We start from the raw sequence: 13,766 nt of genomic DNA, 5'->3' as shown, positions 1-13,766 counted from the left end.
TTTGCCTCAATGGCCATAACTGCTAGTGTCCGTGAAGCTCCGCTTTTTGCTTTGTGCCCTCAGGGATCAGCGCGAAACCACAGAAAAGCGGCTCCCGGATCGATTCAGGTAAAGAGGACAAGAACAATGCAACCTGATTTCTGGAATGACAAACGCCCCGCCGGCGTACCACTGGACATCGACATGGGCGAGTTCAAGTCGGTGATCGAGGTGTTTGAGCGTTCCTGCAAGAAATTCGCGGACCGTCCGGCCTTCAGCAATATGGGCGTGACCCTGACCTACGCTGAACTCGAGCGCTACAGCGCGGCGTTCGCCGGTTACCTGCAAGCCCACACCGATCTGGTGCCGGGGGATCGCATCGCGGTGCAGATGCCCAACGTGCTGCAATATCCGATTGCCGTGTTCGGCGCCTTGCGCGCCGGGCTGATCGTGGTCAACACCAACCCGCTGTACACCGCACGCGAAATGCGCCACCAGTTCAAGGACTCCGGTGCCCGCGCGCTGGTGTACCTGAACATGTTCGGGCAGAAGGTCCAGGAAGTGCTGCCGGACACTGACATCCAGTACCTGGTCGAAGCGAAGATGGGCGACATGATGCCCACCGCCAAGGGCTGGCTGATCAACACCGTGGTCAGCAAAGTGAAGAAAATGGTCCCGGACTATTCGCTGCCGCAGGCGATTTCGTTCAAGAGTGCGCTGCGCCTGGGCCGTGGTCTGGGGATCAAGCCGTTGAAAGTCGGTCTCGACGACATCGCCGTGTTGCAATACACCGGCGGCACCACCGGCCTGGCCAAGGGCGCGATGCTGACCCACGGCAACCTCGTGGCGAACATGCAGCAGGTGCGCGCGTGTCTTGCGCAATTGGGGCCTGACGGTCAGCCGCTGCTGCGCGAAGGGCAGGAGGTGATGGTGGCGCCACTGCCGCTGTACCACATCTATGCCTTCACCGCGAATTGCATGTGCATGATGGTATCGGGCAACCACAACGTGCTGATCACCAATCCGCGCGACATCGCAGGCTTCATCAAGGAGCTGAAGAACTGGCGCTTCTCGGCGTTGCTCGGCCTGAATACGTTGTTCGTCGCGCTGATGGAGCACCCGGACTTCAAGACCCTGGATTTCTCCAGCCTCAAGCTGACCAACTCCGGCGGTACCGCGCTGGTCAAGGCCACCGCCGAGCGCTGGGAGCAGATCACCGGTTGCCGCATCACCGAGGGTTACGGCCTCACCGAAACGTCGCCGGTGGCCTGCACCAACCCGTATGGCGACCAGTCGCGTCTGGGCACGGTCGGTCTGCCGGTGCCGGGTACGCTGCTGAAGGTCATCGATGACGAGGGTGTCGAGCAGCCGATGGGCGAGCGCGGCGAGTTGTGCATCAAGGGCCCGCAGATCATGAAAGGCTACTGGCACAAACCCGAAGCCACCGCCGAAGTGCTGGATGCCGAGGGCTGGTTCAAGTCCGGTGATATCGCGGTGATCGACCCGGACGGCTTCGTACGCATCGTCGATCGCAAGAAGGACATGATCATCGTCTCCGGTTTCAACGTGTACCCCAATGAGATCGAAGACGTGGTGATGGCCCACCCGAAAGTCGCCAACTGCGCGGTGATCGGCGTGCCGGACGAGCGTTCGGGCGAAGCGGTGAAGCTGTTTGTGGTGGCGCGGGAAACCGGGGTCAGCCTCGAAGAACTCAAGGCGTACTGCAAAGAGAATTTCACCGCTTACAAAGTGCCGAAACACATCGTGCTGCGCGAGTCGTTGCCGATGACGCCGGTCGGGAAGATTCTGCGGCGGGAGTTGCGCGATATCGCTTAAAGAGCAGAAGCGAAAAGATCGCAGCCTGCGGCAGCTCCTACCTGGGAAATGTATTCCCTGTTGGAGCTGCCGAAGGCTGCGATCTTTTGCTTTCAAGGCCCGGAAAACCGGGGCTTTCAGGGGTGTATAGGATTTTTGCTCTAAAATGACTGCTGGAAAGTCTTGAGTCACTAAAGTGACCATGGAGGCCGCTTTTGGCTCTAGTCGGCCCTCGGCAAAGCTGCTACTCTCGGCGCGCTTTGTGACTTCTCGGCCTGTAGAAAAGCCAGATTCACCAATACAAAACACACACCAATAATAATCGCATCAAATGCGGTGAAGAATTCGCGTTGCTGAGGAGTGGGCTTCCATGATCGAAGACTTTTGGAAGGATAAATACCCGGCTGGAATTGCTGCCGACATCAATCCAGACGAGTACCCGAATATTCAGGCAGTGTTGAAGCAATCCTGCCAACGCTTCGCCAACAAGCCGGCTTTCAGCAACCTGGGCAAGACAATCACCTACGGTGAACTGTACGAATTGTCCGGTGCGTTTGCCGCGTATCTGCAACAGCATACCGACTTGCAGCCCGGTGATCGAATCGCCGTGCAACTGCCCAACGTTCTGCAGTACCCGGTGGCCGTGTTCGGTGCGATCCGCGCCGGGCTGATCGTGGTCAACACCAACCCGCTGTACACCGCGCGGGAAATGGAACACCAATTCAATGACTCCGGCGCAAAAGCCCTGGTCTGCCTGGCCAACATGGCGCACCTGGCGGAAGCCGTGGTGCCAAAAACCGGGGTCAAGCACGTCATCGTCACCGAAGTCGCCGACCTGCTGCCGCCGGTCAAGCGCCTGCTGATCAACAGCGTGATCAAGTACGTGAAGAAGATGGTCCCGGCTTATCACCTGCCCAAAGCCGTCAAGTTCAACGACGTGCTGAGCAAGGGCCAGGGCCAGCCTGTGGCCGAAGCCAATCCGCACAGCAGCGATGTCGCGGTGTTGCAGTACACCGGCGGCACCACCGGCGTGGCCAAAGGCGCGATGCTGACCCATCGCAACCTCGTCGCCAACATGCTGCAGTGCAAGGCGCTGATGGGCTCCAACCTCAACGAAGGCTGCGAGATCCTGATCACCCCTCTGCCGCTGTACCACATCTATGCGTTCACCTTTCATTGCATGGCGATGATGCTGATCGGCAACCACAACATCCTGATCAGCAACCCGCGCGACCTGCCGGCGATGGTCAAGGAACTGTCGAAGTGGAAGTTCAGCGGCTTCGTCGGCCTCAACACGCTGTTCGTCGCGCTGTGCAACAACGAAGGTTTCCGCAAGCTGGATTTCTCCAACCTGAAAGTCACCCTGTCCGGCGGCATGGCCCTGCAACTGGCGGCCGCCGAGCGCTGGAAAGCGGTGACCGGTTGCTCGATCTGCGAAGGTTACGGCATGACCGAAACCAGCCCGGTGGCCACGGTCAACCCGATCCAGAACATCCAGATCGGCACCATCGGCATTCCGGTGCCGTCGACCCTGTGCAAAGTCATCGATGATGCCGGTGTCGAGCAGCCCATGGGCGAAATCGGCGAGCTGTGCGTCAAGGGCCCGCAAGTAATGAAGGGCTACTGGCAGCGTCAGGAAGCCACCGACGAGATCCTCGACAGCGAAGGCTGGCTGAAGACCGGCGACATCGCGCTGATCCAGCCCGATGGCTACATGCGCATTGTCGATCGCAAGAAAGACATGATCCTGGTCTCCGGTTTCAACGTTTACCCGAACGAACTGGAAGACGTACTGGCGACCCTGCCGGGCGTATTGCAGTGCGCGGCCATCGGCGTGCCGGACGAGAAGTCGGGCGAGGCGATCAAGATTTTCATCGTGGCCAAGCCGGGGGTGACCCTGACCAAGGAAACCGTGATGGAGCACATGCGTGCCAACGTCACCGGTTACAAGGTGCCGCGTTCGGTGGAATTCCGCGATGCGCTGCCGACCACCAACGTCGGCAAGATCCTGCGTCGTGAGTTGCGTGACGAAGAGCTGAAGAAGATCAAGGCCAAGTCCGCCGCCTGAAGCAAAAAGCCCCGCAAATGCGGGGCTTTTTGTTGGGTGACGAGATCCTGTGGTGAGGGGATTCATCCCCGATCGGCAGCGTAGCTGCCGCCAGTTGTGCGCTTCGCACCCCATCGGGGATAAATCCCCTCGCTATAGGAGCATCGCGGGTTACTGGCGGAACGGCGCGAAATTCACGTTGGTTCCCGCCGGACGCATGTCCTGCAGGTACGAATCCTTGTCCGCACTCAATTCCAGGCTCAACGCCGCCTTGCGCTTGCCTTCGTTGCGAATCACCAGGCCTTCGAGCTTTTCCCGCAAGAACACGGTCGGCACTTTCAGGTGCAGCAGTTCGTCGGTGGCCGGAGTGTGCATCAGCAGATGAATCCACTCGTATTGCCCGACCGCCAGGCGCGTCACTGGCAGGTCGAACCACCAGATGTTGCGGTTGCGGTTCAGTTCGGCGAAGTGGCAGTTGTTGGTGCCGAGCACAGCGCCGCCCAGTTCCTGGTTGCGACGGGCAATGGCCTGCTTTTTATCGAGTTTCATAACATTCCTGCGGGATCTGATCGTTGGCGCACGGCGCCTATAGGTGCGCATTCTCGGGGCTTGCGGGGCAAACATAAAGCCCAACCTGCATGGCACGACGAAATGAAGGGCAAAAATAAATGAAACTCGTGGCAAACCCGGCCAGTCAATCATTACGTACTGACTTTTCCCCTTCAATGCACCAAGGAGAAACACCATGAGTAGCACAGGCGATAAAGTAAAAGGCATGGCCAACGAAGCTGTCGGCAACGTCAAGCAAGGCGTCGGTAAAGCCACCGACAACACCAAGCTGCAAGCCGAAGGCAAACTGCAAGAGAAAAAAGGCGAAGCCCAGCAAGCTGTCGGCAAAGCCAAAGACGCCATCAAGAAAGGTGTTGACAAGGCGTAATCGGGCCTTGAACGAAACACACGAGCGGCCATCCAAGGATGGCCGTTTTTGTGTCAAAACCCGACAGCCATCCACGAAGGTCGCCAAGTAGGCTACCGTGATGTAGAAAACGGCCCCTGAGTCGCCACGACTTCAACCTGTAATGCGGCGAAAGGAGACGCGAATGATTTTTCCAGACATGAAAGGTCTGCCACTGCACCGGGTGATGGTGCGCACGGTCACTGAATTCGTCGACGACGAGATGTCGACCTACGCCTCGGCACTGGCCTACCAGATGCTGTTCTCGCTGTTCCCGTTCATTCTGTTCCTGATTGCCCTGATCGGTTTCCTGCACCTGCCGGACTTCTTCACCTGGTTGCGCCTGCAGTCGGAACTGGTGCTGCCACCGCAAGCGCTGGAACAGGTCAACCCGGTGATCGATCAGTTGCAGCAGTCCAAGGGCGGCTTGCTTTCGGTCGGTATCGTCATCGCCCTGTACACCGCGTCTGCCGGCGTGCGCCTGATGATGAGCGCGATGAACGCCGCTTACGACGTGGTCGAGGGCCGGCCGATCTGGAAGCGTTTTCCGCTGTCGGTGTTCTACACCGTCGGCATTGCCGGCATGTTGCTGGTGGCGGCCGCACTGATGGTGCTCGGGCCGCAGGTGATGGGCTGGATTGCCGCGCAAGTGGGCCTGGAAGACTTCATCGTCACCGTGTGGACGATTGCGCGCTGGCCGGTGATCGTGATCCTGATGATGGTCGCGGTGGCGCTGATCTACTACGTGATGCCCGACGTCAAACAGGAATTCCGCTTCATCACCCCTGGCTCGGTATTGGCCGTGGTGGTGTGGATCATCGCCTCACTGGGCTTTGCGTTCTACGTGAAAACCTTCGCCAACTACAATGCGATGTATGGCAGCATCGGGGCGATCATCGTGCTGTTGCTGTATTTCTACATTTCGTCGGCGGTGCTGCTGCTCGGCGCCGAGATGAATGCGGTGATCGAACACATGTCCAGCGAGGGCAAAGACGAGGGCGAGAAAATCCCCGGCGAACTCGATGAGCATCCCAAACAACATGTCTCTGGCCTGGGGCGTGACCACTCGCTCAAGCCGGACACTGACGAAGCCTGACCATGATCCGTGAAATCCTCAAAATGGGCGACGAACGCCTGCTGCGCATTGCTCCACCGGTGCCGCCGGAAATGTTCGACAGCCCCGAGCTGTGGCAACTGATCGATGACATGTTCCAGACCATGGAAAGTGTCGGTGGCGTCGGCCTCGCCGCGCCGCAGATCGGCGTCGACCTGCAACTGGTGATCTTCGGTTTCGAGCACAGCGAACGTTATCCGGACGCCGAAGCGGTGCCGCAGACGATCCTGATCAATCCGCTGATCACGCCGCTGAGTCCGCTGACCGAAGAGGGCTTTGAAGGCTGCCTGTCGGTGCCCGGCCTGCGCGGCGCAGTGGATCGGTTTCAGCAGATTCGCTACGAAGGCTTTGATCCCAAGGGCGAACCGATCGTACGTGTGGCGTCAGGCTTTCATGCGCGGGTGGTGCAGCACGAATGCGATCATCTGATCGGTCGCTTGTATCCGTCGCGGATTACCGATTTCAGCAAGTTCGGCTTTACCGAGGTGATGTTCCCGGATCTCGATCCCACAGCCGACGATTAAGCAAAAATCAAAAGATCGCAGCCTTCGGCAGCTCCTACACCGATCCCTGTAGGAGCTGCCGCAGGCTGCGATCTTTTGATCTTCAAACAAGCCCCATCGCAATCATCGGCTTGCTCCGCGCATACCGGCTCAACCGTTCGGCCAGGGCGTAGGGCAGGGCAGGGTCGAAGCTGAAACCGCGCCGCTCGTAAAACCCGCGCAAGTCCGGATGGCAGAACAGCCACACTGGCTCCTGCAGATCCTTCACCGCCGCCGCAATCAACTGCCCGGCAATCCCTTGCTCACGGCAATCCGGATCGACAAACAGCCCGGTCAACCAATACCCGCCCGTCACTGGCCGCAAGCACAACGCGGCGACGATGTCCTCGCGCCGCGCCACCCACAACTGCGCATCGCGCACCGCCTTCATCGACGATTGGTGGCGGCGGTAAAACTTGTTCATCAACGGCCACAAAGGCTCGTCGAGCAGGCTGTATCGGGTATCGGGCATGGGATCGGACTGGCGGCGGGCAAAGCGCCGATTATAAAAGAACGCGCGACGCGCGATAGGTGTATACCTGAGCCTACATCCCTGTGAGTGGAGTACGCATCATGTCCAAAGGTATGGATTCAAAGAAAGCCGCGAAGAAGAAACCGGCCAAGACAGCGATTGAAAAACGTGCAGAGAAGAAAGCCAAGAAGGTCGATATTTTCGGTCATTGATCACGTCCTTCGGGAGCCTGTCCCCCGGGCTCCCGTTTCAGCGCAAAAATAATCTGCAAGATTGCTCGGCTTCGTTGCACAGAAGGGGAAGATTCCTGTTCCGAGCCACGCCATGCCGAATTACTTCGACGCCGACCATCGCCAGCAGATCGAAAACCTGCGCCAGCGCTTCACCGCCCGCACCGAGTGGCCGACGTGGCTGCTGCTGATCGGCGTGTATGGCGGCTGGTTCGCAATCATCCTCAACAGTCAGTGGCTCGGTCGCGGCTTGAGCACATTGCTGCTGATTCCGCTGCTGGTGCTGTGGCTGTCGGTTCAGCATGAATTGCTGCACGGGCATCCGACCCGCTCGGTGCTTTTCAATAAAATCCTCGGCTACGCACCTTTTGCGGTGTGGTACCCGTACACCTTGTATCGCGACAGCCATCTGCTGCATCACCGCGATGAACACCTGACCGTGCCCGGCGTCGATCCGGAAAGCCGTTACCTGACAACGTCGCACTGGCAGGGCAGTTCGCTGTTCGAGCGAGGCCTGCACTGGCTGAACAAAACCGTGCTCGGGCGTTTTGCGCTTGGTGCGCCGCTGGGACTACTGGCGTTGGCCGCCGAAGAACTGCAACGCCTGAAAAACCGCGAGCGTCAGGCCTGGTTGATGTGGCTGACCCACGGTGCGTTCAGCGTGTTGATGCTGTGGTTTATCGCGCGCTTCAGCGTGTTGCCGGTCTGGCATTACCTGCTGCTGATCAGTATGCCGGCACTGTCGATCGCGATGATCCGCTCCTACTATGAACACCGCCCGCACACACAACCGGAGCAGCGCACCGTGATCAACGAAGCCGGTTGGCCGTGGCGCTGGCTGTTTCTGAATCTGAATTTTCATCTGGTGCATCACGACCTGCCGGGGCTGGCGTGGTACGACTTGCCAGCGGCCTACCGGATGCGCCGCGAGCAGTGGGTGGCGCGCAGTGGCGGGTTTCTGGTGCAGGGTTATGGGCAGTTGTGGCGGCAGCATGGATTCAGGCCGATCGACAGTCCCGAGCATCCTTACCACTGACTTCAAAAACACCACAAAACCCCTGTGGGAGCGAGCTTGCTCGCGAATGCGGTAGAACAGTGACATGTCTGGTGTCTGACACACCGCTTTCGCGAGCAAGTCGAATCGTCGCACCGCCGCTCCCACAGGGGTAAGTATTTGCAGGGAAATAACGTGTATGACCCAACACCACCTCGAACTGCTGATGTACACCGCCCCCGAGCCCATCCGCTTGGCCAACGAACGCTGGATCTCACGCATTCTCGAACATCTCGGCCACTCCCGCCTGAGCGCCGCAAGCTTGTCGCTCCCCGAGCTTTGGTTATCCCCGGATCTGCTGCTGACCCAGACCTGCGGCTATCCCTTGATGACCTTGCTGCGCGATCAGGTGCGCATCGTCGGACGTCCACGCTACGAACTGCCCGACGCCAGCGCCGGCAATCACTGCAGCCTGATCCTCAGCCGTGCAGACGATACGCGCAAAACCCTGGCGGATTTTCGTGGCAGTCGCGGGGTGATCAACAGTGACGACTCCAACAGCGGCATGAACCTGTTGCGCCAGCGTCTGGCGCCCTTACACCGCGACGGGCAGTTTTTCGCCACGGTCGGCATCAGTGGGGCGCACCGCGAAAGTCTGTGCTGGCTGCGTGAAGCGCGCGCCGATCTGGCGGCGATCGACAGCGTGACCTATGCCTGCCTTGCGCAATACGCACCTGAGGAGGTCAACGGATTGCGGGTTGTGGCGCGTAGTGCGTTCAGCCCGACGTTGCCGTTTATTACCGCCGTATCTACTACGGATAAACAGATCGAGCACTTGCGCGAGGTGATGAATCTGACGCTGCTTGAGTTGCCGGATGTGGCGCAGATCCTTGGATTTCCTGAGGTTCTGGCAGCCAGTGAAAGCGATTATCAGGTTGTGCTCGACTATCAGCGTGAGGCTGAAGAGTTGGGCTATGGCCGCTTGCGTTGAAAGATCGCAGCCTTCGGCAGCTCCTACATTGGAGTGGGGTCAACCTGTAGGAGCTGCCGAAGGCTGCGATCTTTCGCTCTTATATCTCCAAAAAGAATATAAAAATGAAATATAAATATTATTAATGCATAAGACGCCTTGCTACGATCGCGCCACCGGATCACCGGACATTCAGCGACCCTTACCCAGGAGCCCTCATGTCCGGCGCCGACACCGCTCACCGCAATCATCTCGACGCTCTGTTCCGCGCCCACTACCGCTGGCTGTGCACTTACCTGAGCCGACATCTGCACGACTCCGCAGGCGCGGAAGACATAGCCGCCGAAACCTTCGCGCAATTGCTTCAGGCGCCCAGTGTCACGGCAATACGTGAACCCCGCGCCATGCTCACCACAATTGCCCAACGCCTGCTCTATCAGCGCTGGCGCCGGGCGGATCTGGAGCGCCGGCATGCGCAGCAGATGGACGTCGATGCTGCCACTTCGCCTGAAGACCTCGCGCAACTGAGCCAGACCCTCAAACGCCTCGACTGCAGCCTGCAACGCCTGCCCGGCAAGGTCCGTTCGACCTTTTTGCTAGCGCGGATTGATGGCCTGACTTACCCGCAAATCGCCGCCGAACTGGGCATCTCCCAGCGTTCGGTCAGCGTTTATATGAGCCGTTCCCAGGCCCTGTGCGACCGCCACAGCGCCAACCAAATCCTGACAGACAAGAGGTCCGCATGAGATCGATCAAAACCCTGCTCGGCCGTTCGTTGCTGGCGCTGAGCCTGAGTGTCGGCGCTGTTTCGGCGGCGGAAAAAACCGCGCCGATCCATTTCGGTGACATCACCTGGGAGAGCGGCAGTTTCATTACTGAAGTGCTGCGCCTGATCGTCGAGAAAGGCTACGGCTACCCGACCGACACGCTGCCGGGCAGCACCGTCAGCCTCGAAGCGGCGCTGGCGAAAAATGACATTCAGGTGATCGGCGAGGAATGGGCCGGGCGCAGTCCGGCGTGGGTCAAGGCGGCCAATGAAGGCAAGGTGTTCGGCCTCGGCGACACGGTCAAGGGCGCGACCGAGGGCTGGTGGGTGCCGGAATACGTGATCAAGGGTGACCCCGAACGCGGGATCAAACCGCTGGCCCCGGAGCTGAAATCGGTGGCCGACCTGCCGCGCTATAAGGACGTGTTCCGCGACCCGGAAGACCCGCGCCGTGGACGCTTCCTCAACAGCCCGACCGGCTGGACTTCGGAGATCGTCAACAGCCAGAAGCTCAAGGCCTATGCGCTGACCGACAGCTACGTCAACTTCCGCACCGGCTCCGGCGCGGCGCTGGATGCCGAGGTGGCGTCGTCGATCAAACGCGGCAAACCGGTGCTGTTCTATTACTGGTCGCCGACGCCGCTGCTCGGGCGCTTCAAACTGGTGAAGCTCGAGGAGCCACCGTTCGATGCTGAAGCCTGGAAAACTCTGGCCGATGCCAGCAACCCGAACCCCAAGGGCACCCGCTCGATGCCGGCCAGCCTGGCGATAGGCGTGTCGGCACCGTTCAAGGCGCAGTACCCGGAGCTGGTGTCGTTCTTCGAGAAAGTCGATTTGCCGATCGATCTGCTGAACCAGACGCTGGCCGGGATGAGCGAAAAACGCCAGCCGCCACGGCAGGTAGCCGAAGCATTTTTACGCGATCAGCCGCAGGTGTGGAGGGCGTGGGTGCCGGGGGAGGTGGCGAGCAAGGTGACGGCGGGGCTTTGAGTTTCAACTGTTTGATCGGTGGCGTTTGAGCTACCGCTTTCGCGAGCAAGCTCGCTCCCACACTGGATCTGTGGCTTGCCCGAATCCAGTGTGGGAGCGAGCTTGCTCGCGAATGATCCCCCGGCCTACGCCGCTTCCGCCGCCAACGCCGCCATCACGGTCGGCCGCTGCTCGATCCGCGCCTGAAACCGCGCCAGTGCCGGCCACTGCGCCAGTTCGATCCCGAACAACCCGGCCCAGCGCAATACCACAAACAACAAGGCATCCGCGACGCTGAAGCCGCTCGGCAACAGATACTCCTGCTGCTCCAGCACCCTGACCAACACCGCGAAACGTTTGAACAACTTCTCCTTGATCACCTCGGCTGGCAGTCGCTCATCGAACAGCGCACCAAGGCCGCCATGGATCTCGCTCGAAATGAAATTCAGCCACTCCTGCAGACGCAGTCGTTCGAAACTGCCGGGCGCCGGGGCCAACCCTGACTGTGGTTGCAGATCCGCCAGATATTGCAGGATCACCGGGCCTTCGGTCAGTACCGCGCCGTTGTCCAGTTGCAGTGCCGCGACGTAGCCCTTGGGGTTGATCGCGAGAAAGTCTTCGCCGCTGGCGGTGCGCTTGCTGCGGTTGTCGACGCGGATCAGCACGAAGGGCAGCTTCAGTTCGCGCAGCACAATGTGCGGCGCCAGTGAACAGGCTTGCGGGGCGTAATACAGCTTCATCGGCAGCTCTCTGGTGGGGATTTGGCGCCAGTGTCATAGTGCGCCGCACCCTCGGTAAAATTAATCTTTCAGAAAGCCGCCATAAGGACAGCTACTGCCATGATGAACCTGATGCATTGGCGGCTGGTGGTCGCCGTGGCCGATCACGGCAACATCACCCGCGCTGCCGAGCGGGTCGGCATGACCCAGTCCGGCGCGAGCCAGGCCCTGGCGCTGATGGAAGAAACCCTCGGCGTGCAACTGTTCAGCCGCGAAAGCCGACAGACCTTGCCCACCGCCATCGGCCTGCCGGTGATCGAGCAGGCGCGGCTGATGCTCGGTGCGTTGGAGACCATTCGCCAGACCGTCGACAGCGTGCGCCCGATGCTGCGCGGGACGATTCGTCTGGCGAGTTTCCCCATGGTGCTGGCGAGTTTTCTGCCGCCGCTGCTGCGCCAGTTCAATCGGCTGTACCCGGGGATCGAAGTGGTGGCGTTGGAGGTCAGCGACGACGAGGTGGAAACCCTGCTCGCGGCCGGTCTGGTGGATGTCGGCGTGGTGCTCAACCCGGCGCCCGAGCGCAATGCCGGGCCGTTGGGCCGTGATGAATGGGTGGCGGTCGTGCCGGCAGGGCACCCTTTGGCGCTGCGGGGGATCGAGCAGGGCGTCAGCCTGCAAGAACTGACGGCGCTGCCTTTTGTGCTGGCCACCGGCGGTTGCTCGACCAACGCCCGCAGCCTCGCCGCCGAGGCCGGGTTGCAGTTGCAGGATGTGCGGGTCGAAGTGCGCGAATGGAGCAGCGCCTTCACTCTGGTGCGGGAAAACCTCGGCGTGACCCTGGTGCCGGAAATGACCTTGCCGGCCGAGCGTCAGGGCTTGCGCGTGATTGCCTTGCAGCCATGTATCGAACGGGTGTTTTCGCTGGTGCTGCCTGCGGGGCAGACGCCGTCAGCGACGGTGCAGGCGTTGCTGGATCTGGTGGCGGAGACGGCAGTCGCGACAGCTCGCTGAACCGTTTCTTGTGCAAAAAGTGCCAGATACTGGCCGACTAGTGGCCTTGCGCACGGCATGGCGATGGCTATGCTAGCTGTAACTAACTATGTCGACCGTCATCTGTTAGCCGTGATTTCAACGCTGCCAGAGTGCGCAACCCAAGGCACCGGACACTGAACCAACAAGGAGCAAGTTGTACATGGAAGTTTTCTGCACGTTAGGGCTGGCCCGTTGCTGGGCTATCAAGAGAAGGATGTCTTGATTAGAGCGTTGCTGCATGGACCCTCGGATTAAAACATCATTTATCACCTGACAACTTCCTCCCGTGGAGGAATGCGTGTGCCTGTTCTGTGGAACGTAGTGGTGGATGCTGAAAGACCTGACTTTCATCAAATCAAAAGACCGCGCGGAAGGTGATACAACCATGTTCAACCTACATCACAAGGCTGACCTGCAGGAAATCGAGCGTTTCAGCTGCGCCTTGACCGAAGCCAACGCCAAGCTCGAAGCGATCAGCCGCTCCATGGCGATGATCGAATTTACCCCCGAAGGCATTGTTCTGGATGCCAACGAAAACTTCTGCAAGACCATGGGGTACAGCGCCGAGGAAGTGCGTGGCAAGCATCACCGGGTGTTTTGCGAAGAAGCGTTTTACCGCAGCGAGGAGTACGCCAAGTTGTGGCGCGACCTGGCCCGGGGCGAACCGATCAGTGGCACGTTTCTGCGCTTGAACAAGTCCGGCAAGGAGATCTGGCTCGAAGCCAGTTACATGCCGGTGTACGGCGTGGACAAACAAGTCAAAAGTGTGATCAAAGTGGCGTCGGACATCACCGCCCGGGTCAACAAAGAACATGAAGAAGAAAGCATGCTCGCGGCGATCAGCCGTTCGATGGCGGTCATCGAGTTCTCGCCCGAGGGCAATGTGATTACCGCCAACGACAACTTTCTGAAAACCATGCAGTACTCGCTCAACGAAATCGTCGGCCATCATCACAGCATGTTCTGTCACCGTTCCGAATCCGAATCGGCGCAGTACAAGGCGTTCTGGGCGTCGCTCAATCGCGGCGAATATCACTCGCATCGTTTCGAACGCAAGAACAAGTCCGGGCAGATGGTCTATCTCGAAGCCTCGTACAACCCGCTGTTCGACACCAAGGGCCGTTTGTACAAAGTGGTGAAGTTCGCCAGCGACATCACCCAG

The 13,766-nt window shown here is 59.7% G+C and carries 13 protein-coding genes and 1 pseudogene; 11 read left to right on the top strand and 3 right to left on the bottom strand.

Annotation, left to right across the window (positions count from 1 at the left end; genetic code table 11):
- Nucleotides 1–126 precede the first annotated feature (126 nt).
- Complete coding sequence (fadD2, locus tag JN524_RS06225) at nucleotides 127–1,815, top strand: long-chain-fatty-acid--CoA ligase FadD2 (protein WP_202368833.1); 1,689 nt, start codon at nucleotides 127–129, stop codon at nucleotides 1,813–1,815.
- Between the two features lie 349 nt (nucleotides 1,816–2,164).
- Entirely contained in the window at nucleotides 2,165–3,862 is a 1,698-nt protein-coding gene (gene fadD1, locus JN524_RS06220; protein WP_003227414.1) for a long-chain-fatty-acid--CoA ligase FadD1, read from the top strand.
- Nucleotides 3,863–4,012: 150 nt separating this feature from the next.
- On the opposite strand, the gene JN524_RS06215 is transcribed toward fadD1, so the two are convergent.
- Nucleotides 4,013–4,390 (bottom strand): hypothetical protein, encoded by a 378-nt coding sequence (locus JN524_RS06215; RefSeq protein WP_007969330.1) that lies wholly within the window; start codon nucleotides 4,388–4,390, stop codon nucleotides 4,013–4,015.
- Nucleotides 4,391–4,586: 196 nt separating this feature from the next.
- Here JN524_RS06215 and JN524_RS06210 point away from each other — a divergent pair, with 196 nt between their 5' ends.
- The 3 genes from JN524_RS06210 (at nucleotide 4,587) to def (ending at nucleotide 6,434) form a co-directional block, all read left to right on the top strand.
- Nucleotides 4,587–4,778, top strand: a complete 192-nt coding sequence (locus JN524_RS06210) for a CsbD family protein (protein ID WP_027612573.1) — start codon at nucleotides 4,587–4,589, stop codon at nucleotides 4,776–4,778.
- 163 nt (nucleotides 4,779–4,941) lie between these two features.
- The gene (locus tag JN524_RS06205) at nucleotides 4,942–5,892 is read left to right on the top strand and encodes a YihY/virulence factor BrkB family protein (protein WP_202368832.1); all 951 of its coding nucleotides are present in this window, start codon (nucleotides 4,942–4,944) and stop codon (nucleotides 5,890–5,892) included.
- A 2-nt stretch (nucleotides 5,893–5,894) separates the two neighbouring features.
- A complete protein-coding gene (gene def / locus JN524_RS06200; protein WP_202368831.1) occupies nucleotides 5,895–6,434 on the top strand; it encodes a peptide deformylase in 540 nt (179 codons plus the stop codon).
- Nucleotides 6,435–6,516: 82 nt separating this feature from the next.
- Here def and JN524_RS06195 read toward each other — a convergent pair whose 3' ends face one another.
- Nucleotides 6,517–6,924: a GNAT family N-acetyltransferase gene (locus tag JN524_RS06195; protein ID WP_202368830.1), complete on the bottom strand. Its 408-nt coding sequence runs from the start codon at nucleotides 6,922–6,924 to the stop codon at nucleotides 6,517–6,519.
- 324 nt (nucleotides 6,925–7,248) lie between these two features.
- On the opposite strand from JN524_RS06195, the gene JN524_RS06190 reads away from it, so the two are divergent.
- From JN524_RS06190 to JN524_RS06175, 4 genes are all read left to right on the top strand, one after another.
- Complete coding sequence (locus JN524_RS06190; RefSeq protein WP_202368829.1) at nucleotides 7,249–8,190, top strand: fatty acid desaturase; 942 nt, start codon at nucleotides 7,249–7,251, stop codon at nucleotides 8,188–8,190.
- Between the two features lie 157 nt (nucleotides 8,191–8,347).
- Nucleotides 8,348–9,139, top strand: coding sequence for a phosphate/phosphite/phosphonate ABC transporter substrate-binding protein (locus tag JN524_RS06185; RefSeq protein WP_202368828.1), 792 nt, complete (start codon nucleotides 8,348–8,350; stop codon nucleotides 9,137–9,139).
- A gap of 197 nt (nucleotides 9,140–9,336) precedes the next feature.
- Nucleotides 9,337–9,864: a sigma-70 family RNA polymerase sigma factor gene (locus JN524_RS06180; RefSeq protein WP_202368827.1), complete on the top strand. Its 528-nt coding sequence runs from the start codon at nucleotides 9,337–9,339 to the stop codon at nucleotides 9,862–9,864.
- A complete protein-coding gene (locus JN524_RS06175; protein WP_202368826.1) occupies nucleotides 9,861–10,874 on the top strand; it encodes an ABC transporter substrate-binding protein in 1,014 nt (337 codons plus the stop codon). Before JN524_RS06180 ends, JN524_RS06175 begins: the two co-directional genes overlap by 4 nt.
- Before the next feature lie 125 nt (nucleotides 10,875–10,999).
- On the opposite strand, the gene gstA is transcribed toward JN524_RS06175, so the two are convergent.
- Nucleotides 11,000–11,593 (bottom strand): glutathione transferase GstA, encoded by a 594-nt coding sequence (gstA, locus tag JN524_RS06170; protein WP_202368825.1) that lies wholly within the window; start codon nucleotides 11,591–11,593, stop codon nucleotides 11,000–11,002.
- Nucleotides 11,594–11,692: 99 nt separating this feature from the next.
- Here gstA and JN524_RS06165 point away from each other — a divergent pair, with 99 nt between their 5' ends.
- Nucleotides 11,693–12,583 carry a LysR family transcriptional regulator gene (locus JN524_RS06165; protein WP_202368824.1) on the top strand — a complete coding sequence of 297 codons (891 nt, stop codon included), beginning with the start codon at nucleotides 11,693–11,695 and terminating at the stop codon, nucleotides 12,581–12,583.
- A 349-nt stretch (nucleotides 12,584–12,932) separates the two neighbouring features.
- Nucleotides 12,933–13,766: pseudogene (locus tag JN524_RS27460) on the top strand (PAS domain-containing protein); the annotation flags it as partial.

The organism is Pseudomonas sp. MWU318, from assembly GCF_016756945.1.
Taxonomy (GTDB): domain Bacteria; phylum Pseudomonadota; class Gammaproteobacteria; order Pseudomonadales; family Pseudomonadaceae; genus Aquipseudomonas; species Aquipseudomonas putida_A.
Note: the sequence above shows the minus strand (reverse complement) of the source record. Positions and strands in the feature narration are given on the sequence as shown.

Bases quoted from the DNA above. Each gene is read 5' to 3' on its own strand.
- gstA (WP_202368825.1), bottom strand. From the start codon at position 11,593: ATGAAGCTGTATTACGCCCCGCAAGCCTGTTCACTGGCGCCGCACATT.
- def (WP_202368831.1), top strand. From the start codon at position 5,895: ATGATCCGTGAAATCCTCAAAATGGGCGACGAACGCCTGCTGCGCATT.
- JN524_RS06195 (WP_202368830.1), bottom strand. From the start codon at position 6,924: ATGCCCGATACCCGATACAGCCTGCTCGACGAGCCTTTGTGGCCGTTG.
- JN524_RS06180 (WP_202368827.1), top strand. From the start codon at position 9,337: ATGTCCGGCGCCGACACCGCTCACCGCAATCATCTCGACGCTCTGTTC.
- fadD2 (WP_202368833.1), top strand. From the start codon at position 127: ATGCAACCTGATTTCTGGAATGACAAACGCCCCGCCGGCGTACCACTG.
- JN524_RS06165 (WP_202368824.1), top strand. From the start codon at position 11,693: ATGATGAACCTGATGCATTGGCGGCTGGTGGTCGCCGTGGCCGATCAC.
- JN524_RS06210 (WP_027612573.1), top strand. From the start codon at position 4,587: ATGAGTAGCACAGGCGATAAAGTAAAAGGCATGGCCAACGAAGCTGTC.
- JN524_RS06175 (WP_202368826.1), top strand. From the start codon at position 9,861: ATGAGATCGATCAAAACCCTGCTCGGCCGTTCGTTGCTGGCGCTGAGC.
- JN524_RS06185 (WP_202368828.1), top strand. From the start codon at position 8,348: ATGACCCAACACCACCTCGAACTGCTGATGTACACCGCCCCCGAGCCC.
- JN524_RS06215 (WP_007969330.1), bottom strand. From the start codon at position 4,390: ATGAAACTCGATAAAAAGCAGGCCATTGCCCGTCGCAACCAGGAACTG.
- JN524_RS06205 (WP_202368832.1), top strand. From the start codon at position 4,942: ATGATTTTTCCAGACATGAAAGGTCTGCCACTGCACCGGGTGATGGTG.
- JN524_RS06190 (WP_202368829.1), top strand. From the start codon at position 7,249: ATGCCGAATTACTTCGACGCCGACCATCGCCAGCAGATCGAAAACCTG.
- fadD1 (WP_003227414.1), top strand. From the start codon at position 2,165: ATGATCGAAGACTTTTGGAAGGATAAATACCCGGCTGGAATTGCTGCC.